Annotated in this window: 22 protein-coding genes; 12 read left to right on the forward strand and 10 right to left on the reverse strand. The window is 62.4% G+C overall.

Annotated elements, in window-relative coordinates; genetic code table 11:
• The 9 genes from GXY33_21925 to GXY33_21965 all read right to left on the reverse strand — a co-directional run.
• Nucleotides 1–2,104 (reverse strand): hypothetical protein (locus tag GXY33_21925; protein NLX07807.1); only part of this gene is annotated, 2,104 nt, incomplete at its 3' end.
• A gap of 201 nt (nt 2,105–2,305) precedes the next feature.
• Nucleotides 2,306–2,923: a cation transporter gene (locus GXY33_21930; protein NLX07808.1), complete on the reverse strand. Its 618-nt coding sequence runs from the start codon at nt 2,921–2,923 to the stop codon at nt 2,306–2,308.
• A 139-nt stretch (nt 2,924–3,062) separates the two neighbouring features.
• The gene (locus tag GXY33_21935) at nt 3,063–3,251 is read right to left on the reverse strand and encodes a hypothetical protein (GenBank protein NLX07809.1); all 189 of its coding nucleotides are present in this window, start codon (nt 3,249–3,251) and stop codon (nt 3,063–3,065) included.
• A gap of 332 nt (nt 3,252–3,583) precedes the next feature.
• A complete protein-coding gene (locus GXY33_21940) occupies nt 3,584–4,582 on the reverse strand; it encodes a DUF4935 domain-containing protein (GenBank protein ID NLX07810.1) in 999 nt (332 codons plus the stop codon).
• Between the two features lie 234 nt (nt 4,583–4,816).
• The gene (locus GXY33_21945) at nt 4,817–5,704 is read right to left on the reverse strand and encodes a polysaccharide deacetylase family protein (GenBank protein NLX07811.1); all 888 of its coding nucleotides are present in this window, start codon (nt 5,702–5,704) and stop codon (nt 4,817–4,819) included.
• A 159-nt stretch (nt 5,705–5,863) separates the two neighbouring features.
• Entirely contained in the window at nt 5,864–6,022 is a 159-nt protein-coding gene (locus GXY33_21950) for a hypothetical protein (GenBank protein NLX07812.1), read from the reverse strand.
• A 45-nt stretch (nt 6,023–6,067) separates the two neighbouring features.
• Nucleotides 6,068–6,994, reverse strand: coding sequence for a hypothetical protein (locus GXY33_21955; protein ID NLX07813.1), 927 nt, complete (start codon nt 6,992–6,994; stop codon nt 6,068–6,070).
• Between the two features lie 257 nt (nt 6,995–7,251).
• Nucleotides 7,252–7,509, reverse strand: a complete 258-nt coding sequence (locus GXY33_21960) for a hypothetical protein (protein NLX07814.1) — start codon at nt 7,507–7,509, stop codon at nt 7,252–7,254.
• A gap of 211 nt (nt 7,510–7,720) precedes the next feature.
• Complete coding sequence (locus GXY33_21965; protein ID NLX07815.1) at nt 7,721–8,101, reverse strand: dinitrogenase iron-molybdenum cofactor biosynthesis protein; 381 nt, start codon at nt 8,099–8,101, stop codon at nt 7,721–7,723.
• 203 nt (nt 8,102–8,304) lie between these two features.
• On the opposite strand from GXY33_21965, the gene GXY33_21970 reads away from it, so the two are divergent.
• From GXY33_21970 to GXY33_21990, 5 genes are all read left to right on the forward strand, one after another.
• Nucleotides 8,305–9,672: a sigma 54-interacting transcriptional regulator gene (locus GXY33_21970; GenBank protein NLX07816.1), complete on the forward strand. Its 1,368-nt coding sequence runs from the start codon at nt 8,305–8,307 to the stop codon at nt 9,670–9,672.
• 99 nt (nt 9,673–9,771) lie between these two features.
• Complete coding sequence (locus tag GXY33_21975) at nt 9,772–12,384, forward strand: N-6 DNA methylase (GenBank protein NLX07817.1); 2,613 nt, start codon at nt 9,772–9,774, stop codon at nt 12,382–12,384.
• Nucleotides 12,385–12,387: 3 nt separating this feature from the next.
• Complete coding sequence (locus GXY33_21980; GenBank protein NLX07818.1) at nt 12,388–12,918, forward strand: type II toxin-antitoxin system VapC family toxin; 531 nt, start codon at nt 12,388–12,390, stop codon at nt 12,916–12,918.
• A gap of 390 nt (nt 12,919–13,308) precedes the next feature.
• The gene (locus tag GXY33_21985) at nt 13,309–13,473 is read left to right on the forward strand and encodes a hypothetical protein (GenBank protein ID NLX07819.1); all 165 of its coding nucleotides are present in this window, start codon (nt 13,309–13,311) and stop codon (nt 13,471–13,473) included.
• Between the two features lie 193 nt (nt 13,474–13,666).
• The gene (locus GXY33_21990) at nt 13,667–14,467 is read left to right on the forward strand and encodes a hypothetical protein (GenBank protein ID NLX07820.1); all 801 of its coding nucleotides are present in this window, start codon (nt 13,667–13,669) and stop codon (nt 14,465–14,467) included.
• 20 nt (nt 14,468–14,487) lie between these two features.
• Here GXY33_21990 and GXY33_21995 read toward each other — a convergent pair whose 3' ends face one another.
• Entirely contained in the window at nt 14,488–15,300 is an 813-nt protein-coding gene (locus tag GXY33_21995; GenBank protein NLX07821.1) for an AraC family transcriptional regulator, read from the reverse strand.
• Between the two features lie 120 nt (nt 15,301–15,420).
• Here GXY33_21995 and GXY33_22000 point away from each other — a divergent pair, with 120 nt between their 5' ends.
• The 7 genes from GXY33_22000 to GXY33_22030 all read left to right on the forward strand — a co-directional run.
• Complete coding sequence (locus tag GXY33_22000; protein ID NLX07822.1) at nt 15,421–16,674, forward strand: hypothetical protein; 1,254 nt, start codon at nt 15,421–15,423, stop codon at nt 16,672–16,674.
• Between the two features lie 236 nt (nt 16,675–16,910).
• Entirely contained in the window at nt 16,911–17,273 is a 363-nt protein-coding gene (locus GXY33_22005) for a dinitrogenase iron-molybdenum cofactor biosynthesis protein (protein NLX07823.1), read from the forward strand.
• Between the two features lie 46 nt (nt 17,274–17,319).
• Complete coding sequence (locus GXY33_22010) at nt 17,320–18,549, forward strand: P-loop NTPase (protein NLX07824.1); 1,230 nt, start codon at nt 17,320–17,322, stop codon at nt 18,547–18,549.
• A complete protein-coding gene (locus GXY33_22015) occupies nt 18,533–18,985 on the forward strand; it encodes a PaaI family thioesterase (protein ID NLX07825.1) in 453 nt (150 codons plus the stop codon). The genes GXY33_22010 and GXY33_22015 overlap by 17 nt, the downstream gene beginning before the upstream one ends.
• 176 nt (nt 18,986–19,161) lie before the next feature.
• Nucleotides 19,162–20,241, forward strand: a complete 1,080-nt coding sequence (locus GXY33_22020; protein NLX07826.1) for a substrate-binding domain-containing protein — start codon at nt 19,162–19,164, stop codon at nt 20,239–20,241.
• A complete protein-coding gene (locus GXY33_22025; protein NLX07827.1) occupies nt 20,238–21,002 on the forward strand; it encodes a prepilin-type N-terminal cleavage/methylation domain-containing protein in 765 nt (254 codons plus the stop codon). Before GXY33_22020 ends, GXY33_22025 begins: the two co-directional genes overlap by 4 nt.
• Nucleotides 21,003–21,057: 55 nt before the next feature.
• A partial coding sequence (locus tag GXY33_22030) for a hypothetical protein (GenBank protein NLX07828.1) occupies nt 21,058–24,212 on the forward strand: 3,155 nt, incomplete at its 3' end.

A 24,212-nucleotide genomic window follows, 5' to 3' on the forward strand; every position in this document is an offset into this window, starting at 1 on the left:
CAATCAACGGCGGCGGAGCCTGAATCGACGACGGCACGTTGTACTCCGGCATCGCCTCAAACTCGATCGTCCCGTACAACCCCTGGAACCCCTTGATGTACCCGACCACCACGTGGTGGTAACTGACGATATTCCCTTCAACCCCGCGATCCACGCAGTGATCCGCCATGATCGCCAGCCACCGGTCCGCGTGGCCGAGCGCCGCATCGCCCAACGCCTGAAACTGCTGCCGCTGCTCAGCCGTCATACTACCCCGATCGACCGTCCTCAGATACCGCGCCATCCGGATCATCTCCGTCACGCACCGGTGATGCGAAACCGCCGCCAACAGCACCGCCCGTAAAAACCGCATGCTCCGCAATCCCGCCGTTCGACCGCTCTGGCCGATCAGCCGGTCCAGAAGCGCGATCGCCCGCTGCGTCGTCTCGATCCGCCGGTCGTTCGTGTGCTCGTCCAGATCTGGATCCGAAAGGATCACCATCTCCTTCTTCGCGTCAATCTCCCACCAGCACGCCAGATAGCAGAACCCGCACAAACAGTTCAGCTCGTCCACCTCCTCCATCACCTTCAGGAACTCATCGAGCAGCCCCTCGTCCGTCACGCCCCAGTACGGCCCAACCACCCGCGGCCCGAACGCCTCCGGCCGAAGCCCGCCGTAACTCGCCTGACCCGCGAACAGCAGACTCAACTCATTCTCCGCGTTCCGCCAGTGATTGAAAAGCACCCCGCGCGACGGCTCAGCCGCGGCAAAGTCAATGTTCTCCGCCAGCCCCGTCCGCGGAAACTGCGGCGTGTACATGAACCCGTCCAACTCAACCCACGAGTACAGCCGAAACCGTGACCGGTCCTCCACCGTCAGCTTCATGCTGTCCACCCGCGCCTGCACCGTATGCGCCCCATGACCCGGCAGCCACGCCAGCCCGTACTCCGCCGGAACCGCCGCCGTCAACACCCGCGCGCACGCCTCCGAAATCCCCGCCATCCCGTTGTACAACGCCACCGTCAACTGCTTGCCCGCCAACCGAGGCGACAGAACCGCCGACCCCTTCGCCTGCCGGAACGCTTCCAACGCCACGTCGATGCACTCCAGCACCTGCAAAAAACCCTCCTTCTCGTACGCCGACGCGCCCTCCGTCAACTTCAGCACATCGTCGATGGCCTTCCCTGACCACTCCGGCAGCAACCGCCCCAAAAACGCCCGACAGTCGCCCTCCCAATCAACCGAACTCAGTGTCGTGTTCTCCGGCGAGATCAACTCAAAGTCATCCGCCTCCCCATACAACGCCGTCATCTGGTTCAACATCTCCAGCGTCGCCTTGATCCACAACGACCGGTCCTGCGATGGCGCGTTCGGAAAATAGTCCTTTATGTTGCTCGCGGCAATGTCGGTCGAAACGGCCACATACATGCCGTATCCCTTCGCCTCGCGGATCAATTCGCCCAGAAAACGATACGCAAAACTCCTTGCCTCCTTCGTGCCGTACTGCCGCTCCACCTCCGGCGGACAAAACGATCCCTCATTCCGCACCACCGCCCTCAGCCGCGCCTCCTCCGGCGCCGGATGATACTCCGAGTAAAAAAACGTGTAATCGTGAATCCGACCCTTCCGCTCCGAAAACGAATCCCCCGCCTCCGGCATCTCCAGATGATACCAGCCGCACGCCAGATACATGTGAAACGTCAACGCGTTAAACCGCATCCGCGCCAGGTTGCGGATGTACTCCTTCGCCTCCCAAAGCGGATACGACGAAATGTCCATCGGAAAGTTGATGTGCTGCCGAATCCCCCGCCGCTTCAAATACGCCTTGTACACCCGCGAAAACGCCGCCAATTCCTTGATCGGCCGCTCCGGAACCACCGGCCCGTTCACCGTGAACAAAAACCCCAGCTCCTCCAGATAGCTGTACACCCCGGCCAGCACATCCGCCGCCGACGCCCCGCGCACCGCGATCCGCCCAGGCTCCGCCTCCACCAAAACCTCGCCCGCCGCCAGCGCGGAATCCACCGCCATTTCGACCGACAGTTCCTCCCAACACCCGCCATACACCGGCCGAAGAAGATCCGACAATTCCTTCCTCGCCACAGCCGAAATCGAATCCCGCATAAAGACTCCTCTTTCCTTGTCCGTCAAGAATATGGTTGTCCCGACAAATCCAAAGCCGCCATATTCTGCACGACCGCGCCGCCTCCCGCAAGACAAACCGCACAAAACCCGTCCGCCTCCCCTCCAGAAATCCCCGCAACCGCAGGAAGGGACCTCCAAAACCAAACCATAAATCGAGAATCCCGCACCAACCAAACCTGCTCATTCGCCCGCCTCGCCAAGCTCCCGCGCCGCCGACCGGATAACCCGAACCCCCGACCGCGCCAACAGCAGAACCAAACCCACCGCCACCACAATATCCGGCCAACCCGACCCGGTCGCCCAAACCGCCCCAGCCGCAACGAACACCGACACGTTGGCCGCAATGTCGTTCCGCGAACACTCCCAGACCGAACTCATGTTCACGTCCTCACGCCGGTGCCGCCACAACAGGTACAGGCACACCGAATTCGCCGCCAACGCCACAAGGCTGAACGCACCCATCACTTCAAAAATCGGGGTGGTCGGAACGAAAACCTTGTGGACGATCTGAACCGCGACGGCGCAAGCAGCCAAAAGAATGAGCCCGCCCTTGAACGCCGCCACCTTCGCCTTGGCCGCAACGCTCCGCGAAACCACGTACAAACTCAAACCGTACGTCAAAGCGTCGCCCAGGTTGTCCAGACTGTCCGCCAGCAACGCGCTCGAACCGCTGTATACCGCAGCCGCCACAATCACCGCGAACATCAACGCGTTGATCCCCAGCACGATCCGCAGCGTCCCTCGCTGCCTCTCCCACAGCACCTCCAACGCACTATCATCTTCGCAACAACGACCCATCCCCAAACCCCCTCATCGTCCCAGCCGTACGGGCAGGCCTTGCGCCTGCCCCACTCCCAACTCCCGCAACCGCCAAAAAACGGACCTTGTTCCCGGACCCCCTGACCCCCTGACCACCTGAACCCCAACCCGCAAAACCTCAATTCGCCAAAAGCCCCTTCCGATGACTCACCCCAAGCACCTTCCGGCACGCCGGACAGCAATACACCAGCCGCTTGCTGAACATCGACGACGAAAGCACCCGCGCGATCAGCCTCTCCAACTCCGCACCGCAATGCGGACACACCGGATCAAAATCATCCCGCTCCTCAACCAAAAGACCGCCCATAACGCCTCCTTTCAAGTACGGGCAGGCCTTGTGCCTGCCCTGCCTCGTAGGGCGGCCGCCCGCCGCAATCCCAAAGCCCCACAACCGCCACCGACCGCAGCCTGCTCGCCCAATGTAGGTCCGTCGCCCTCGGCGGACTCTTCTCCTCTCCGCCAACCGCCACATCAAACATCCGTCTGCCTCCGACGGCCGTCCCTCCCAACGACCCACAACCTCCCCATTCGTGCCATCCTCGCAAACGTCATTATTATGTGTCATTCCCGCGCAGGGGGAATCCAGCTCCGTACGGCAAGTCATGACCCGCGACTTCACTCATGCGTCCCCGTAGTCCTTTATTCCTGTGGAATTGGCCGACGAAACGGGGACGGCACATCCTCGCCTTCGTACGATCTGCAGATGCGACCGTGGCCACCACCCGCGTAGCTCCATTCAAATGTAACGTACTGAAGGAAGTGGCCGGATAATGACCTGCCAACTGGGTTGTAGTAGCCGCTACCGTGGGCGATTGCGCGCATATCCGCGCGACCATCCGTGGGAACGGAAGGATTTTGCCTGCACTGCGCAGCAACCTCGTAGTCCACCGCAAGACGATCTTCCTTGGCCACTCGGAACGCTGTAATATCAGCCTTCAGAGTACTTCCAACCAAAAACCCGTGTCGTGCCGCCTCCATCTGAAGTGATTTCTCAACAAACGGCAGAATCAATTCGCGAAGGCACGCATGATCAACAGCCGGAACATCGTGAGTCATCTTCTTGAGACATGCAGCTAGGTCACAGTAAACGCCTACGCGTACACCTCGTCCGCTGCAATCCTCTTGCAGGTTCTTTGCCAACCCCTTTGACGGGTCGTTGGGATCAGCCAAGAAACCGCGGTCTTTCGTCACCAAGTGCACACAGTACTCAGATGAAAGTGAAAGCACGGCCTGCCAGATAGCGGAGTCTTTGAACTCCTGTCTGTGCTCGCCATTGGGAGGAACCTTTGCGTTGACCATCTCTAGGGCCGCCTTGGCGTGGTCAAGCGTGAAAGGCACGCGTTTGAGAATCGGGTCTAGTTCGCGAAGTCGGTCAGCAACCTTCTCCTTCAAAGCCCCGTCATCCGGGATTGAGACATCAAAAGGCGAATCGGCTAACGTATTGATTATCCTGGACCACTTCCCAAGTGGTTCGGCGGCCTCATTCCTAAGTTCTAAAACTTGCCGTATCAGTTCCCCTTCCACGACTTCAGGAAGCCCGATGAAGCCTTTCGCCCTGCCAAGGGCATAGACGAGAGACTTTCCTATCGGCGTCTTTAGCAACAGGTGTGATCGCCAGATGCTGGTGTCGATAACCACGCAATGCGTTCTTCCGCTATTGCCCACGTCAGCACCTATCGCTCGTTGCTCAAACCGACTGCACATGCTGCAAATGGCTAACGTCTCGTGTGTCACTCAAGACCGGGGTCATCAGCACTCTCCAGCTTCCTATCGCCACCGACCAGTCCCGAAAAAACCCGCGACCGTCAGCGAGCGGGGCCTTCCGAACCAAATCATAAATCCGAAATCAGCAATCAGCAATGCCGCCCACCCCTACTGGGCGTCCTTCGCCTCATACCGCTGCACCAACCCCCGAGTCGTCACAAACTCGACATTCGAGAGCGCCTCAAGATCATCCAACAACCCCGTAAAACTCCCCCAATAATCATACGTCGTCGTATCCCCCGTAACCCACCCCGTAAAAATAACCACCAGCGGAATCTTGCTCTGCTGGCACTCGGCCACCGCCGCCGCCAGCATCTCCGAAAACTGCGAAGCCGAATACCCCTGCGTCACCGCCGCCGACACGTCCCAAACCACCTGCCGCTCAGCGTCGTACTCCACCGTCGAAACCGGAACCGCGGTAAACTCATACCCCGGCATCGCGTACGGCTCAGCGTCCGCCTCATGACCCTCCGCGTAAATCAGCCCCGCCGCAAAACCGCTGTCGTACTCGAAATACATCTCGTCCAGCAAACTGTACGTCGAAGCGTCCTGGCTGAACCCCTGCGGCCGAAAACCGTACACCGGATGGCCCAGCCCGCACGGCCCGCACCCCTGCGCGTCACGCAGCGCGTCGCTGATCAGCGTGTCCTGCTCCTCGCGAGGCATTCCCGCCAGCACCTCATCGGCCGTCTGGCCGTGCAGCGCGATCTCGTAGCCGCCGTTGTAAAGCCCCTGAATCAGGTCGCCGTTCGGTTCGGCGAAATCGCCCGTCACATACACCGTCGCCGTAATCCCCCGCGCCTTCAACTCGTCCATGATCTTCGTAAACCCGGCGACGTTGTCCTTCTCCGCGTCGATCTGCAGGTTCACGTACAGCGCGTTCGGATCGAACAGCGGCGGCTCGCCGTCCACCGGACCCGAACACCCCAACACCCCAACCGCCACCAACAGCCCCGCCAACGCGACGCCCGCTCGTCTGATCGATCCGTAAAACACTGTAGTCTCCTCCTCGCTTCAATACCTCCGGGCCTGTGGCGCAAATCCATACGCGCAGCCGCAACGCTCCGCGCAATGCAACCGCGCCCTCGCGAGTCCGCGCCGCCGGCGCTCACCCGCGCCGGCACGCCGACTCCACGACCAGAAACGCTGCGTGCCTTAGTTCGGCGTCGCCCCGTCGCCGTACAGCGATATCCCGAACAACGCCGCGATCGCCGCGATGACCGGGCCGATCAGGCACGTCGCGCAACATCCGCTCATCAGCAACAGACTCGCGGAAACCATCATCATCGCAAAAATCCCGGTCAACCGTTTCATACCGTCAACTCCTGAACATGAACTCAAAACGTCTGCTCAATCACTTCACGACCCGCTGCACGGACTCTGCATCGGGTCAATGTCTTCCTCTTGATCCATCGGTACCGCCGGCGTCGGAACCTCGTACGTGACCTCCCGATTGATCGGGATCAGGTTCATCGGAACCCGGATGTTCACTCCGCTGCTGCTGCTCGCCCACTCGTCCAGGCTGCTCGCCCACGTCACCGTCCCGCTGTCCAGAAACGCCTGGTACGCCTCCCACCACGCCTGCTTCGCCCCGCCCAGATACGCGTGCGAAACCACCATCACCCGCGTCGGAGTCCGCTCCGTGATCGCGTCCTCCAGAATCTCCCCAAACTCCGCCGCCGTCGCGCCTCGCGCCCACAGCGAATAGTCGCACAAACTCCCGCGGCCCATGTCCTCGAACGTCACGTTGCTCACCGAGATGATCTTCACGTCGTACTCGTCCGGCTTGTAAATCAACGCCTCCACGTCGCTCGACCCGCGGGCCAGAATAAACTCGATCCCCAACGCCTCAGCCGCCTTCAGCGTGTTCTCGTCGTACGCGAAATAGCGAGACCCGAACACCCGCATCGGCTTGCCCGTCGCCGCCTCGATCACCTCTTTCGCGTTCTTCATCGCATTGAACTGCGTCTCGTAGTCCACGTCCCAGAACGGATCCCCCTGGTGGCCGCCCGCAAACTCAAAGCCCATATCCGCCAGGCATTTGAGCTCCTCGTCGTAACCCTCCAACAACGCCCCCTGAATCTTCAGCAAGCCCGTCGTGTTCCGCTGCCGAAGCTCGTACGCCCAGTTCAGCAACCCCTCAGCGTCCGTCTGCTCGATCAGCATCACCAGACCCACCGGCTTCTTCTCCCCGTCCGTCGGCGGGAAAATGCCGTCCAGGCACCCCGACGAAACCACCGCCAATGCCAACACCGCCACCAGTGAACACATCTTCATGAGTTTCATCATGTTTCTCCAGCTACTAAAGCCAAAAGGGTCAAAACGAGCTACCCCCGTAACACCATCTGCGGGAGTAGTCCATAATTCTCGCCGTTTCCATCGAACCTGTCAATCCCGTTCTCCCAAACCCGTCATCTCAAACCCCGCGCAAAAACCCACACCGTGTGCGGTTATCGGACCAGGCCCCATCGCACTCGTCCCGTTTCCGCCAGGCACAACACGCTCGCCTCCATCAACATCCAACCATCGCCAACCCTCAGCCGTCAGCCACGGGTCATCGCGCTGCCGCACTGCGGGCACACCTGCCCACTGCACGGCTGACCCGCCACGTGCGCCGCCTTGTGCCCGCACTGCGGACACACGCACACCCCGCCCGGACCCGCCGCGAACGGCCCGCCCATCCGGCCGCGACCCTGACCCTGTCCGCGACCTTGACCCTGGCCACGACCCGAACCACCACCGCGACCCATTCCACGTCCTTGACCGCCACCAACCGGTCCAGCCCCATCACCGCGTGGCATCACCAATCTCCTTTATCCCAAATCCTCTGTCTTACCTGATTCGCTGACTCCCTGACCACCTGACCACCTGTTCCCCCTCCGCGTGTTCCGCGTGCTCCGCGCCATTAAAAACGAACCGCCAACGGCAGCATCCTCCGCACTTTGCACTTTGCTCTTTAGTATTTTCATTTTCATTCTGACTTCCGACTTCTGGCTCCTGGCTTCTTCCCCCTCAATACATCCCCATTCCCCGTCCGCCCTGATACCGCCGCCGACGGCAACACCCCGGCATCCGATACGCCCCCTTCGCCAACCGGCCCGACACAAACGCATCGAGCACCTCCTCCACCGGTCCGCACACCTGCCCGATCACCCGAACCCCAGCCGACCGCAGCGACCGCTCCAACCCGCACGAAATCGCCCCGCAGATCAACACCTCCACCCCTAACGCGGCAACCTGACGTGCCCGCTCGAACGCCCCGCCCTCCGACAACCCCCGCGACTCGCGGCCCACCTCCCGATCCGAATCGATGTCCACCAGGAGCACCGTCCCGGCCACGTCGAACACCGGCGATATCCGCCCTTGCCACGTCGAGATCGCTATTCGCATCATCCAAGTCCCAATGCAAAACCCATGCCGACCGTCCAGACCACTCAAGGTCTCCATATTATCAATAACACTGGCCGTCTATCAGGGCCACAGCATTGCACAATGCAAGCCTATCAGCCGGATAACCTTGCAGAACACCATGAGCGTGGCTACAATATACTTGTGCCCACAGGCAGCGTCAATCGAACCCCAAATCGGAAATTGATATGACAACCATACAAATTCCCGGCGACCCCGCATGCCGCGACGTCATCCTCGACTCCATCAACGAGGGGGTCTTTACCGTCGACTCCCAGTGGTATATCACTTCGTTTAACCGCGCCGCCGAGCGGATCACCGGCACCAGCCGATCCGAAGCCATCGGCCGGCCCTGCTGCGAGGTGTTTCGGGCCAGCCTCTGCGAAGGGGCCTGCCCGCTCCGCCAGACCCTCAAGACAGGCCGTCCGGTGGCCAATGCAACCGCTTACATCCTCAACGCCGCCGGGGCGCGGGTGCCCATCCGCATCTCCGCGGCCCTGCTCAAAGACGCCGATGGCAACGTCATGGGCGGGGTCGAAACCTTCCACGACCTCAGCCAGGTCGAACAACTCCAAAAGGAACTCGAATCCCGCTACACCTTCGCCGATATCGTCGGCCGAAGCCGCGCCATGACCGACCTGTTCGATATCCTGCCGCAGATCGCCGAAAGCGACAGCACGGTGTTGATTGAAGGGCCAAGCGGCACCGGCAAGGAGCTGTTCGCGCGGGCGATTCATAACCTTTCGCCGCGGGCGAAGAAGCGGTTTGTGGCGATCAACTGCGGTGCGCTGCCGGATACGCTGTTGGAGTCGGAGTTGTTCGGGCATAAGGCTGGGGCGTTTACCGATGCGCGGCGGGACAAGCCGGGCCGGTTCGCGCTGGCGGATCGCGGTACGGTTTTTCTGGATGAGATCGGTGAGATTTCGACGGCGATGCAGGTGCGGCTGTTGCGGGTCTTGCAGGAGCGGTCGTTCGAACCGCTGGGCGGGGTGGAGCCGGTGCATGTGAACGTTCGGGTGGTCGCAGCGACGAACAAGAACCTGGCTGAGCTGGTGCGGGCGGGGCGGTTTCGGGAGGATCTGTACTATCGGGTGCGGGTGATTCATCTGGCGTTGCCGTCGCTTCGCGAGCGGCGCGAGGACATTCCGCTGCTGGTGGGTCACATGGTGGCGCGGTTCAACGGGCTTCAGGGCAAGGACATCGCGGGCGTTTCGGATGAGGTCATGGCGCGGCTTATGGATCACGACTATCCTGGCAACGTTCGCGAGTTGGAGAACATCATCGAGCAGGCGTTCGTCTTGTGTCGCAGCGGGATGATCGAGCTTCGGCATCTGCCGCCGGAGCTTCGCGGGCGCGAGGGCGAAGGTGGTCCGGCGGTTTCGTCGGCGAGCATCAAGTCAGTGGAGGCGGCGCTGATCGCCGATGCCCTGCGGCGGCATCACGGCAACCGCAAGAAGGCGGCTGAGGATCTGGGGATCGATCCGAGCACGCTGTATCGGAAGATCAAGGGGTATAACATTGAGACGCCGTGCACGGATGGCCGGCACCGGCGGTGAGCGGCGATGCTACGGAAGAAGTCAGAAGCCAGGAGTCAGAATGAATGAAGAAGGGCCGGATGAAGTGCTGCAATGCAGGCTATTGACCGCGCCTGAAAAATGTCGAAAATGAAAATGACACGCCGCTCGACGGGTGCGGCAGGGAGGCGGGACGCCATCGTATCGACGCTAACACTTGACCGGGCAAAGGCTTTCTTGTCGCTGTGCGGCTACAGCGACCGTTTGCTCCGCGCGAGTTTTCCGTTCGGCGGCGACCGAATTGTGCCGCTGGCGGCCTTCGCCCACGAACCGATGGATGCGCGGTCGGCCTGTATTGCCGTGATCGATGCGGCGGTAGTGGAGGGGGATATGCGGTCCGAGGTGGCCGCGTACCGCCAACTTGGCGCCCCCATCGTGGTGGCGATGCGGCGCGAGTCGCTGGAGATCTGGAAGCAGCGGGAGGACGACGCGGAACGGGTTAAAGAGGTAAGCGCCGACCAGGCGGAGGCGTACTTCCGATCGCACGCATCCGAACTCGGGCCCGACGTGGTTTTTCGGGCCAAGACCTGGGGCAGGTTTGATGATCAGTTCCAGTTGGAGTTCGTCGATGCAGGCTTGATGCCCATCGTGGAGAAGGCAACAGGCGAGAAGCTGACAAGGCTGATCGAGCGCGTCGTCCATCAGCTTCGCCGTTCCCTTTACCCCAACTTGTCCGCAGTCTCTGGCGCCGATGGACACTGGCTTCTCAAGTCGGTCTTCTGGCTCCTCGCGGCGAAAATTCTCCGCGACAAGGAGGTGCCGGGGTTCAAAAGACTCGATCTTTTGAGCGTGGAGGATGTCTTCGCCAAGGTCGCTCGCCACTACAACTCGCGAAACACAGATGCTGCGGGAATCGATGTGCGAACTCGGAAGCAACGGGCCGCCCTGGAGTCGGCCGCAGAGAGCATCGCCAGTTTCAGTCATCTGGGGCATGTCACCACCGAGTCATTGGCCTATGTGTACGAGAGCGCCCTGATCACCAAGGACACACGTGCCCTACTTGGCACTCACAGCACACCACAGTACCTGGTTGACTACGTGGTCTGGAAGCTTGCGCCCTGGATCAAGGACATCGGTACAGACAAACGCGACGTGTTCGAGCCAGCGTGCGGTCATGCCGCTTTTCTCGTGGCGGCCATGCGACTATTGAAGGAGATGCTCCCCTCTGAACGGCAGGCAGATCGAAAGGGCTATTTGCGCGCACATCTCCATGGTGTGGAGATCGATTCCTTCGCCATTGAAATTGCTCAGCTCTCGTTGACGCTTGCTGACATCCCGAACTCCAATGGTTGGGACTTGGCTTACGGGAACATGTTCTCTGACGGTCTTTTGGCAAGGAAGACCGGGCAAGCCACGATTCTGTTGGGTAACCCACCATTTGAGGACTTTTCGAAGACGGACCGTGCAGAAATCCAGCGAAAGAGGGGACAGGAAGTACAGATCAACAAGGCAGCTGAGGTGCTGGCCCAGACGCTGCCAGCACTTCCTGTCGGCGGCATGTTTGGGTTCGTTATTCCGCAAGGAGTTCTTTTCTGGAGAAGTACTGAGACGCTACGGCGTATGCTTTGCGAGGAGTTTGAGCTAAAGGAGATATGCCTTCTCCCAGACAAGGTGTTCTCCCTCTCCGACGCAGACTCAGCCGTCATCATTGGTAGAAAGGTGAAGTCGTCAGAGCAATCTCATGCTGTATCGTGCAGGAGAGTGCGTAAGGCGGACATGGAGGCATTCCGGTTGGACTACATCGTGTCCAGCCAACGGGACATCACTCAGCAATCGCTTTGCCGGTCGACAGAGGCGCGGTTCATCTGGCCGGACCTACCAGATGTCTGGCAGTGTTTGGAGCACATGCTTCGCCTCAAGGATATAGCCGACATTGGGGAAGGCTTGTCGTATCGAAGCAATCTGCCCCAAGATGTCAGGCGTTCATCTGACAGACCATTTCCAGGAGCCGTACGCGGTTTTACAAAGCTTGGAAGAGAACTCCAGACACACAACCATCCTCCGGAAGTGTGGATGAATCTCTCTGCCGATGTGCTTGGGCCGACCCGCATGGGCGCAGACATGGTCCCACAAGTGCTACTAAACCATGCACGAGCGAGTCGTGGTCCGTGGCGAATAAAGGCGTTCATTGATCGCGACGGACACGCCTTCACCAACAACTATAATGCGGTTCGGCCGAAAGATGATACCTCTCTGGAGTTTCTTTGGGCTCTCTTGAACTCTCCTCTGGCCAACGCCTACGCCTTCGACCACGCGAGAGGGAGGCACAATCTACCTGGGGTCCTGGGGCAAATGCCCGTTCCTCCTTGGACGCGCGCTGAGCACGAGAGCATCACACAGTTGGTGAGTGAATACCATCGGCTTGCAGAGACAGGCGATTTGCGCCAGGCGTCGAGTTCACTACGTCGCGCTGCACTTCAGATAGACGCTCTCGTTCTGCGGATGTACGATCTACCGCCGCGTCTGGAGCGAGAAGTTCTCGACCTGTTTGCCGGCCAGTCGAGGGTCGGTGTGCCATTCCAACAGGATCGGTACTTCCCAGCAGGTTTTGGGCCATGGGTGCACCTCCATGAATACCTGTCCGATGAGTTCGAAAACTCAAGGGCATCAGCTTTACTGCAGTCACATCGAACCTTCGATGTGCCGGAGATTAGCGAAGCCCTTCGTCGCGCTACGGAAGACTTCGAGGAGTAGCGTATGGAAGGCGTAAAAGGCTACCTCCTTGACACCAATGTGATCTGTGACTGGCTGGACGAAACGAAGCCCAGACACGCGGCGGTATCCAGGAAGGTGGAACAGGCGGCACAGGTTCAGGCGACGGTGGTAACGTCGCTCATTGTCCTGGGGGAAATCGAATACGGCATCGCCGCGGTGGGCGGAACCTCGCAGCAATCGCTCGTCGACTTCCGCGCTCAGGTCTTCAAGCAGTTCGCGGAGAACAAGATTCTCTTCAGTGTGACGCGTTTTACCACGCTGATCTATGGGGATCTCCGAGCCAGGCTTTTCGAGAAGTTCGGTCCCAAGAAAAGACGAAGAAAGGGCCTGCGGCCGGAGGAGTTGGTTGATCCGGTCACGGCCAAAGCGCTCGGCATCCAAGAGAACGATTTGTGGATTGCAGCACAAGCCATCGAGCGCAACCTGATCCTGGTTACGAACGATGGGATGACGCGCATCAGGGAAATCGCCCCGGAACTGCGAGTGGAGGACTGGGCTGCAGCCGCATCATGATTGTCCCGGATCAAGCGAGGCCCCCTCTGGTTGGACGGAGCCGCCTCGATATCATCTCTTTTGAAGTCATCGGTGTGGCGTGACCCGCGCTACGAGGCTGGTGGCGGCGCGGGTGGATTCCGTGTTCGTGGGAATGACGGAGGGGGGGCTGTTGCTTTGGTGAAGCGGCAGGACTTGGCGGCGTTCCGGGTTTTGGATGGTTGGCAGGCGGTCCTTGTCGGCGGTATATTCGTTGGAAGGGCGAGTGCTTTGACGGCTGGCGGTGTTGGGTGGAGGAGGATGGGCGTATGATTATTTCCGATAAGTATCGATACGTGTACATTGGGATTCCGCGGACGGGGTCGAAGTCGATGAATCACTGGTTGTGCGAGTGGTTTGAGGGGCGGAATCATGGCGGGCATCACGCCTGGCGGGACGTTTTTTGAATTGTTTCGGGATACGGATGAGGAGGAGGTGGTCTGGGCGTACGCGGCTGAGGACTTTGCGGCGTTTGGGTATCGGCGGTTTGAGTGGGGTTTGGCGGCGGATGCGCCGGATGCGTTGCGGGTGAGGTAGCGCGAGGTGGCCGGCGCGGTTGGGCGGGGGCGGCGGGGCAGGCGCAAGGCCTGCCCGTACGGGTTTTTTCTGATTCGGCGATGCTGCTTGGCGACGGCGGGAGGTCCATGGTATTATGCGGGTTTGGCGGTGTGTGAGACGTTAGCGGTCACGGCGGCGGTGGCGGCGAGGTTGTTGACGGAGGAGAAGGCGTTTGCTGCATTATAGGGACCGGAAGAACCGGGTGCATATTTTTACGATGGACCGGCTGCTGCTGGAGGACGTGCGGGATCGGATCGCGGAGCATTCGGGGACCCGTTCGGTGCAGATCGTCACGCCGGGCAGCGTTCGTTCGGCGATCACGGCTGAGGACGTGATGGAGCTGGCGCGGGATTCGGTGACGTCGCGGGTGTTGATTATGGACGTGCGCCGGCAGACGCTGACGCGTCTTCAGCAGGCGTTCAGCAGCGTGGTGCGGTTCAACCGGGCGGATTTGAATCGCTACTGCTACGCAGTATTGATCGGCGAGGGGCCGGTGAATCTGCTGAAGCCGGGCCGAGGGCTTCGGGCGTTTCCGACGTACCTGGCGGACTTGCGGAACAACTTCAACGCGGCGGTGTTTTTCGGGGATCCGTTTTTGACGCACACGCACGAGGAGATTCAGGAGATCGGGCTGCGGGAGCGCGGGACGCTGCCGGATCGGCTGCCGCGTCGGTTCAAGAAGTTCTTCAGCGACGATCAGGTGCTGATCGAGCAGGTGCGTCAGTATTTTCGGGCGGCGGGCTCGTCGCCGGAGAAGCGATCGCGGAAGAAGGAAGAGCGTGAAGAGGTGCTTCGCCGGCTGACGCTGCGGATGATGCGGCACGATTTTCCGGATGACTGGGAACGGGCTTCGGAGACGCTGTCGAAGGAGGGCCTGTCGTTTCCGGGCGAGCCCTTGCGGTTCTGCGTGTATCCATTTTTCTTCGAGGAGTGGGTGTCGGATCTGCTGGCGCAGGCGCGGTCGGCGAAGTGATTTGCATGCGTGGCGGCGGTTCAGGGGACTCGTCGGCGGCTTCGCTGGCGGAACTGTCGCGGGCTGAGGCCGGTGAGGCGTTTGAAGGTTCTGGAGAGGTGGAAGGCGTCGACGAAGCCGAGTTGCCGGGCGGCGGTTTCGAGGGTGAGGTCGGTGTTCCAGAGCATTTTGCGGGCGCGTTCGACGCGCTGGCGGAGGACGTACCGGACGGGCGAGAGGCCGAAGCGTCTGGTGAAGAGGCGCGAGAAGTAGGTGGGTTCGAGGCTGACGGTTTCGGCGAGTTCGGCGAGTCGGATAGGGCGGTGGAGGTTGGCTTCGATGTACTGGAGGGCGGGTTCGAATCGTTGGACTTCGCGCATCCGCTGGAGGCGTTGTCGCGGGTCGCCGACGGCTTGGAAGGGGGCGAGGAGTTGGAGCAGCAGGCCGGTGACGTCGAGGGTGTTCTGCGGGTTGGCGTCATGGAAGGCGCGGCGGAGGCGTTGCAGGAGGGACGGGACGTTGGCTGACGGGGACGGCTGGAGGTCGTAGGGTCCGCCGAGGACCTCGAAGAGGTCCATTTCGCCCCAGACGGCGGCGGTGAAGTGGACATAGGCGATGGTGGCGCGGTCGGGGCAGTGGAGTTGGACGGGGGTGTTGGCGGGGATGACGTGGAGGCGGCCCTGTCGGAGGGTCCATCGGCGTTTGTGGTGCGTGACGGCGGCGCGGCCGGCCTGGAGCCAGTAGAGCCGCCCGTAGGGATCGGAGTGGTAGACGCCGTCGCCCCAGGTGGGCGAGACGGTGGCCACGTCGGCGACGAGGACCCGGACCCGCAGCGTATCCCAGAATTCCTGCATAGACAAGAATATACATGAACAAGGCAATCGCAGCTATGGAAAAACGGGGTCGCATGGGGAATACTGGAGGTATTGGATTATCGTAAGGCAAACCCGTACATATCGGATGGAGACCCGGACGTGAAGGTTCGTGCTCAGGATGTGGATGTAGTGCGGCGGCTTGGCGAGGAGTATGCGGCGGCGGCTTCGTTGGGCGTTCACGCGGAGCGGGCGGAGCTTTGGCGGAGGCTGAACGACCTGGCGCCGGTGCGGCCGCTGGTGTGGATCAACGAGATTCCGTGGAACGAGTTGAACGTCAACGACGAACTGACGGTCCGGTGCGAGGACGATTTCTGCCGCGGGATCGAGAGCGCGTTGCGGATGGTATTGTATCAGTGGCGTCATTTTCCGGGTGACATGATCTTGCAGCCGTTTTTCGCCTGCGGAAAGATCTGGAGTTCGACGGGGTTCGGGCTGAGCGCGAACGTCGAATATCTGGACCAGGATGAGACGACGAATATCCGGGCGATGCGTTTTACTCCGGCGATCGTCGAGGCGAAGGACGTGGAGAAGATCCAGACGCCTCGCGTGACGTACGACGCGGCGGCGACGGAGGCGAATCATCAGCGGATGTGCGAGCTGCTGGGCGATATTCTGCCGGTGCGGACGACGGGCATGCCGACCTATTGGTCGTGTCCGGCGGACAACGTGTTCATGTGGTTCGGCTTGGAGCAGGCGATGATGGACCTGGTGATGCGGCCGGAGATGGTGCACGAGGCGATGCGGCGGACGGTGGAGGGGTATCTGGCGGAGCTGGACCAGATGGAGGCGCTGGGTCTGCTGGAGTGCAACAACGGGCCGTACCGGATCGGGTCGGGCGGTTTTGGGCATACGGGCGGGCTGCCGCAGCCGGCGGGCGACGGGCGGCCGGCGCGGGCGATCGAGTCGTGGGGCTGTTCGGCGGCGCAGATCTTTTCGGACATTTCGCCGCGGATGCACTGGGAGTTTGTCCTGCAGTACGAGCAGCGGTGGCTGGCGCGGTGGGGGATGACGTACTACGGCTGTTGCGAGCCGCTGCATCGGAAGATGGAGATTCTGCGGCGGGTTCCGAATCTGCGGAAGGTCTCGTGCAGTCCGCAGGCGGACGCGGAGATGACGGCGCGGCAGATCGGTCGGGACTACGTGCTTTCGCTCAAGCCGAATCCGGCGATTTTGGCGGAGAATCGGTGGCGGCCGGATCAGGCGCGTCGGGAGTTGCGGGAGAATCTGGAGCGGACCCGCGGCTGCAACGTTGAGATTATTCTGAAGGACATTTCGACGGTCCGTCACAAGCCGGAGCGGCTTTGGGAGTGGGCGGCGATCGCGTCGGAGCTGGCGGAGGAGTTCGCGCCGTAGCGGTGTGACGGACGGTTTTTCCGTCGAAGGGGCGGCGGTTTCTTGCCTGTTGCGCGGTTCTGTGCGGGCTAACCGTGTATTCTGCAATGGTGCGCCGGTGGCGGCGGGGTTCGATCGGGAGTGATGCCGCGAAATTGCGGTTTTTTGGGGACCGGCGGGCATGGGGGACAATTCCAGTTGGCGGCATAGGATTTGCATTGGCGATTCATTTTGGAATTGTCTATTAAGGAAGGGCCATGAAGATTGCCATCAGTACACAAGGGCCGGCGCTGAGCGACGCGATGGACCCGCGGTTCGGGCGGGCGAAGTTTTTCGTTGTGGTGGACAGCGAGACCGGCGTTGGCGAGGCGTTCAATAATAGCGTGAACCTCAACGCGGCGCAGGGCGCGGGGATTCAGTCGGCGGCCCGGGTGGTGGAGCTCGGGGCGGCGGCGGTGATTACCGGTCACATGGGGCCCAAGGCATTCGCGGCGCTTCAGGCGGGCGGTGTGGCGGTTTACACGGGGGCTTCGGGCACGGCGGCTGAGGCGTTGGAGCAGTTCAAGGCCAGCAAGCTGTCGAAGGCCGACGGCGCGGACGTTGAAGGCCATTGGATGTAGTCGTTTCGTCAAGCATGCAAACCCTGTTCGGAAAGAAGAGAGAATCATGAGTCAATCGTGTTCGGCGTTTCCGCAGAATGATGAGTCGCAGCGTCAGATGGAAGAGGTGATGCTTCAGACGCGGATGGAGCGTATCGGCCGCAAGATCGTGGTCTTGTCGGGCAAGGGGGGCGTGGGCAAGAGCACGGTGGCGGCGAATCTGGCGGTGGCGTTGGCCGCGGCGGGCAAGAGGGTGGGTCTGCTCGACGTTGATTTGCACGGACCGAGCGTGCCGAAGATACTGGGATTGGAGGGCCAGCGGCTGGTGGGCGGGCCGGACGGCGAGATCGAGCCGATCCGGTTGACGGAGAACCTGAGCGTGGTGTCGGTCGGATTGTTGCTCAAGAGCGACAACGACGCGGTGATCTGGCGCGGGCCGATGAAGTACAACGTGATCCGGCAGTTCCTCAAGGACGTTTCGTGGGGCGAGCTGGATTTTCTGGTGGTGGATTCGCCGCCGGGCACGGGCGATGAGCCGCTGGCGGTGGCGCAGCTTCTGGGTCGCGACGCGTCGGCGATGATTGTGACGACGCCGCAGGACCTGGCGGTCTCGGACGTGCGGCGGTCGGTGGCGTTCTGCAAGACGCTGTCGCTGCCGGTGCTTGGGATCGTGGAGAACATGAGCGGGCTGGCGTGTCCGCACTGCCGGCAGGTGATCGAGCTGTTCAAGACGGGCGGCGGCGAGCGGCTGGCGGAGGAGACGGGCGTTCCGTTCCTGGGTCGGATTCCGCTTGATCCGCGGGTGGTCGTTTCAGCCGACTCGGGTCAGCCGTTCGTCAGCGAGTTCGCCGACAGTCCAGCGGCGGCGGCGTTCGCGGCGATCACCAAGCCGATTCTCGATCCGACGATGGAACCAACGGCGCGGACGTCAGCGCCGGAACATACGGAGAAACGTACGATGAAGATCGCCATTCCCACCGCGGACGGCAAGCTGTGTATGCACTTCGGGCACTGTGAGGTGTTCACGTTTGTCGAGGTCGACCCAGCGGGCAAGAAGGTGCTCAGCTCGCAGGGTTTGACGCCGCCGCCGCACGAGCCGGGCGTCTTGCCCAAGTGGCTGGCCGAGCAGGGGGCCAATCTGATTATCGCGGGCGGCATGGGGCAGCGGGCCCAGGGGCTGTTCGCCGAGAACGGCATTCAGGTGATCGTCGGAGCGCCGGTCGAGACGCCGGAGAACATCGCTCAGGCGTATCTGAACGGGCAGTTGCAGACGGGTGACAATGTCTGCGATCACTGAGGCCAGCCAGGAGGTCATGGAGCGGACGCGCGGGCGGGCGCATCCGCGCTGCGTGGTGTGCAGCCGGGCCAACGGGCAGGGGCTTGGCGCGAGGTTTTGCGTGCGCGACGACGGCAGCGTGTCGGCGGAGTTCGATGCGCTGCGGGTATTTGAGGGGTATCCGGACACGCTGCACGGCGGGGTGATCGCGTCGATGCTGGACGCCGCGATGACGAACTGCCTGTTTGCCCACGGGATCGTCGCGGTGACGGCGGAGCTGGCGGTGCGGTTTCGCCATCCGATTGAGACGGCGTGCGGCGCCGGCGTGTGCGCGCGGATCGTCCGGGCGTGTCCGCCGCTCTACGTCCTGGAGGCCCGGTTGACGCAGAACGGGAAGCTCAAGGCCACGGCGACGGGGAAGTTTATGGAGAAGGCTGCGGCCCAGCCGATGGCGTAGGTTGCTGAGACTGAAAAAGGGGACATTCTACTTTTCCGTTTGGCCCAGGGATTGTGGGCGTGTTGGGGGAAGATGCCGGAAAAGTAGAATGTCCCCTTTTTTTGGGGGTTGCATTTTATGGGGAGGGGGTGTAGACTGGGGGCATGAAGGAGACATGTATCCGCACAGGTAGCCCGGTGTATTGGCCGTTGGTGGAGCGGCTGCGGGGACGGATTCGGGAAGGGGAGTTGGGTCCGGGTCAGATGGTGGGGTCGGAAACGGGCATGGCGACTCAAACGGGCTTGAGCCGCAAGTCGGTGCGCCGGGCGGTGGAGCAGTTGATCGGGGAGGGGTTGGTGGAGCGTCGGCCGGGCAAGGGGGTGTTTGTGCGTGAGCCGCGGACGTCGACGCGGCAGGTTCAGATCGTGGTGCCGTCGGTGACGTGGGACCGCTGCGCGCGGATCGTTCAGGGGGCCAAGCGTGCGGGTCAGGAGGACGGGGTGTGTTTCCAGATTTACGACGCCCACGACAGCATGGACACGGACATCGAGATCATCCGGAACCTTCCGCGGAGCGCAGCGGACGGGGCGATCATCGTGGCCTTCCACCATCGGGGGTTTGCGGGGGTGCTGTACGAGCTGCATCGGGAGGGGTATCCGTTCGTTCTGGTGGATATGCGGCTGGCGGATGCGGATGTACCATCGGTGGTGGCGGACAACTACGGCGGCGGGTATCGGGTGGGGCAGGAGCTGGTGCGTCGGGGGCATCGGCGGATCGGGTATATCGGGACGCTGAACGCCCATACGATTCGCGAGCGTCTGGACGGGCTGCGCGACGCGGTGAACGACGCGGGCCTGCCGTTCGACCGGTCGCTGGCGGTGGACCTGCTGGACGCGGACGGCGAGAAGATCACCGGCGACTGGCGCGAGCGGGTGTGTCAGCGGACGCGGGAGCTTCTGCGTCGCGACGACCGGCCCAGCGCGGTATTCTTCAGTTGCGACAGCCAGGCGATGGTGGGGTATCGGGCGATCAAGGAGCTTGGGCTGCGGATTCCGAAGGACTTGAGCGTGGTCGGGTTCGACGGGGACGAGGCGGGCGAGTGGCTCGATCCGGGTTTGACCACGGTGTCGCAACAGGCGGAGCGGATGGGAAGCGAGGCGGTGGCGATGCTGACCAAGCGGCTGGCGCGGCGCAACGGGTCGGGCGAGGCGGCCCACCGGGTGGTCGAGACGGTGTGGGTGGAGCGGGAGTCGGTGGCAAGGAGTCAGACACGATGATTTCGGATTTCGAATTTCGGATTTCGAATTTGCTGAGGCGTCGCCCGGGTCGCGTTGACGCGTTGCGACAGGGCGCGTCGTTTACGTTGATCGAGCTGTTGGTGGTCGTGGCGATCATTGCGGTGCTGGTGTCGATCTTGCTGCCGGCGTTGGCGAGCGCGCGGGAGCAGACGCGGACGATGACGTGCCTGAACATGCTGCGGCAGTACGGTCTGGGCCAGGAGTATTACGCCAACGAGTCCGACGGGTGGTTCACTTCCGTCAACGGCTGGGCGTCGAACATGCTGTTTCGGTCGTATCTGGTGGATGAGCCGCTGTCGTCGGATCCGGCGGACTGGCGGACGTTTCGATGGGTGGCGCGCCTGGCGTGCGGCAATGCGACGCTGGCGTTTTCCGAATCGATTTCAGGGATCAAGGGCTACGCGTACATTCCGTACAGCTACGGGATGAACTACCACATCTATCCGAGCGGTTCGTGGGTGAACTGGTATCGCCGCGATCAGATTCCGGACCCCAGCGCCAAGCTCCACATGGCCGACGGGTTGAACCAGATGATCCATCGGGATCATTCGCACGTCTACTCGGACCTTTGGGATTTCAACGAAGTGCGCGCTCAGGACCTCGGGTTTGTGCCGATCGCGTATCGTCATCGGCAGTCGGCCAATATTGTCTACTTTGACGGGCACGCGGCGACGCTGAACTATCGCGATATCATCAAGTACAGTCCGGCGGCTCCGCGGCTATGGAACATCCTGGACTGATCCCGTCGCGCCGGACGACGCATCGTCATTACTCACTGCACCGGAGGGGCAGGCCATGCCGTATTTCCATCGAGTAAATGTACTCTCCGTTGCGGCGGCGATCTGGCTTTTGGTTGCCGGTATCGCAGCGGCCCAGCCGCGTCAACGGATACCGCTTGACCGCGAGTGGCAGGCGCTGCGGGTTTCGCATGAGGACATCACCGAGACGCCGCCGACGGCGGATGCCGGGTGGTCGGTTCATGCGATCGAGGGATTGGGGCTGGCGACGGAGGTTGGCGAGGTCTCTCAGGGGTGGTACCGATGCCGGATAGACGTGCCGGCGGCGTGGAGCGGGTCGCGTGCGTATCTGGTGGTGGACAACTGGCGGGCGGCGCGGGCGGCGTGCTGGATCAACGGACAGCGGGTGGCGCCGGATTACTGGACGGGTTTTTTGCGGGTGGAGTGGCCGGTCGGCGAGTTGCTCAGGCCGGGCGTCAACCAGATCGTGCTGGCGTTCTGGTCGATGGACTGGGCGCGGGTGGAACTGGTGGACGAAGCGGTGACGACGGATTCGGAGGCCGGTCAGGAGTTCCGGTTTCTGGTGCCTGAGGCCAAGACGATCGGCGCGACGCGGTATCTGGTGCCGACCGGATACGGCCAGGTCGACCCGACGCTGACGTACGCCGGTCCGACCGGACCGGTGTGGCTGGAGCGTCGTCCGGCGACGTATATCGAGAGCGTCAGGACGATGGCGGCGATCGATCCGCCGGCGTTGACGGTGGATGCGGCGTTGGTCGGCGAGGCGGCGGAGTCGCTGACGGTGCGGTGCGAGGTGTTGGACGGCCAAGCCATCGTCGGTGAGGCGGAGGGGCCGGCGGGTGCGCCGTGCGTGGTGGCGTGTCCCGAGGCGAAGCTCTGGCGGCTGGACGATCCGAAGCTGTACGCCGTGAAGGTGACGCTGTTGGACGGCGGGCGCGAGGTGGATCGGTACGAGACGCGGACGGGTTTTCGGACGATCGCGGTCGACGGTGAGCGGCTGATGCTCAACGGGGCGAGCATTCGTCCGGGCGGCGTGGCGGGCATGGCCCTGAGCTGGGGACGGTGCGCGAGTTTTCTGATGGATGGGAAGTCCATTCCGGAGGCGTTCTGGCTGGCGGACAAGGCAGCGGCGCGGGCGGCGCTTCGGTTTTTCAAGTCGCAGAACGTGGGCATGGTGCGGTTCGGTCAGGCGGTGTATCCGCAGGTGTGGCTGGATGCAGCGGACGAGGAAGGCATGCTGGTGATCTACGAGTCGGCGCTGTGCAACAGCAACTGCAGCCAGGGGATCGAGCTGGATGCGTTCTGGGAGCACTGGCACGAGCACATGCTGCGGCTGGTGGGTCAGCATCAAAACCATCCGTCGGTGGCGATCTGGAGTCTGGGCAACGAGGTGGGCCACGGCGGACGCGGGAAGATCGCGTATCCGCGGATGGCGGCGACGGTCGAGGAGGTTCGGCGGCTGGACCCGACGCGGCCGATCACGTGCAGCGGGGACGGCGACGTGCTGGGCGCAGCGGAGACGATCAACCTTCACTATCCCCAGTGCGGGCCGGGCGGGTCGGCGTATCCGGGCCAGGATTTTCCGCGGTCGGCGTTCTGGCTGACGGAGTGCGAGGTGTGGCCGGGTTACTACGGCGTGGCCGATCAGCGGCTGCGGGGCAAGCCGGTGCTGCTGGGCGAGTGGGACACGTTGTTTGGGCATCCGGCGCACACGTTCGCGTGCGTGTACGGCGATGAGGCGTTTGTCGGGGCGGCGCCGGGCACGGGGCCGGAGTGGACGTTTTTGAAGAACCAGACGATTCACGGCGAGGTGATGCGGCGGTTCATCGAGGGCTATCGGTATGCGGGCGTGGTGCATCCGAGCCCGTGGATCACCGTCGATTACGGGACGCGGTGTTTTCCGCAGCACAACATCACGTCGATCGCGGAAGGGTATCGGCCGGAGATGGTGATGCTGCTGCCGGCAAGCGAATGTTTCTTCGGCGGGTCGAAGATCAAGTTCACAGCGGTGGCGTTTAACGACAGTCGGCAGGCGAAGGAATACACGCTGGCGTGCCGGCTTGAGGTGGATGAGAAGACGCTGGACGGCGGCTGGGGACTGTGGTACGGGACGCCGGCGCCGTCATTCCAGGTCAAGCCGCTTGGGCGATTGGCGCCGGGAGACAAGGGGCAGGTAGAGTTCGTATTCGAATTGCCGCCGGTCGATTCGCCGGTCGAGGTGGTGGCGAACCTGGTGCTCAACGGCGATCACGCGACGGTGCATCAGCGGATGTACCGGTGGATGGCGTATCCGCGGTCGGGACGGATCGAGCCGGCGTATCAGCGGCGGGCAGTGGACGTGTTCGATCCGGCGGGCAAGGTCGCGGAATTTCTGGAAGGACGCGGAGTGGCTGTCCGGAAGCTGGCGGCGGCATCGCCGTTGTCGGATGACGCCCACGTGGTGGTGATCGGTGAGAATCGGCTGGCGGAGTTGCCGGGCGGGATGGCGGCGGCGCTGGGCGAGCTGGTCGGACGAGGCGGGACGGTGATCTGTCTGCAGCAGGACGGCGGGCACGATGGGCTGGGATTGGGTCTTTCGTCGGTGGGTCCGCGGGTGATCAACACGCACAACTTCGCGCGGGCGGATCATCATCCGATTTTGCGGGATATCGGGAATGACCGGCTGCGGCTCTGGGGTCAGAGCTTGGCTGTGTCGCGGGCGCCGCTGATCAAGAGCGACGTTCCGGGTTTGCGGTATCTGGTGGATGCGGCGACGGCGGGCATGGCTGGGATGAACGTGTTTTCGCTGGGCGAACTGCGGTGCGGGCCCGGGCGGTTTCTGCTGTGCCAGATGCTGATCGAGGCGAATCTCGATGTGGCGCCGGGAGCGGAACGGCTGCTGCTGAACCTGGTGCGCTACGGCTTGGACGAGCCGGCGGCGGCGCGGTCGGTGCGGATTCTCTCGAAGCACGCGGAGGAGTGGTCGTCGCGATTTGTTGAGGGCGGCGTTGAGCCGGTGGCGGCCGGCGGTGAGGTGGTCTGGTGCGATGACGCCGCAGCGGTCGATGATACGCTGGTCGATCTTGTCGAAAACGGGGCCACGCTGGTGCTGTACGGTCTGGACCCAGCCGGCGTCGCAGCGGTCAATGAGCGATTTGCCTTGGCGGTGAACCTGCGGACGCCGGGCAACCCCAAACGCTGGTGGTTCGCCAA

It is taken from the genome of Phycisphaerae bacterium, from assembly GCA_012729815.1.
Lineage (GTDB): Bacteria > Planctomycetota > Phycisphaerae > JAAYCJ01 > JAAYCJ01 > JAAYCJ01.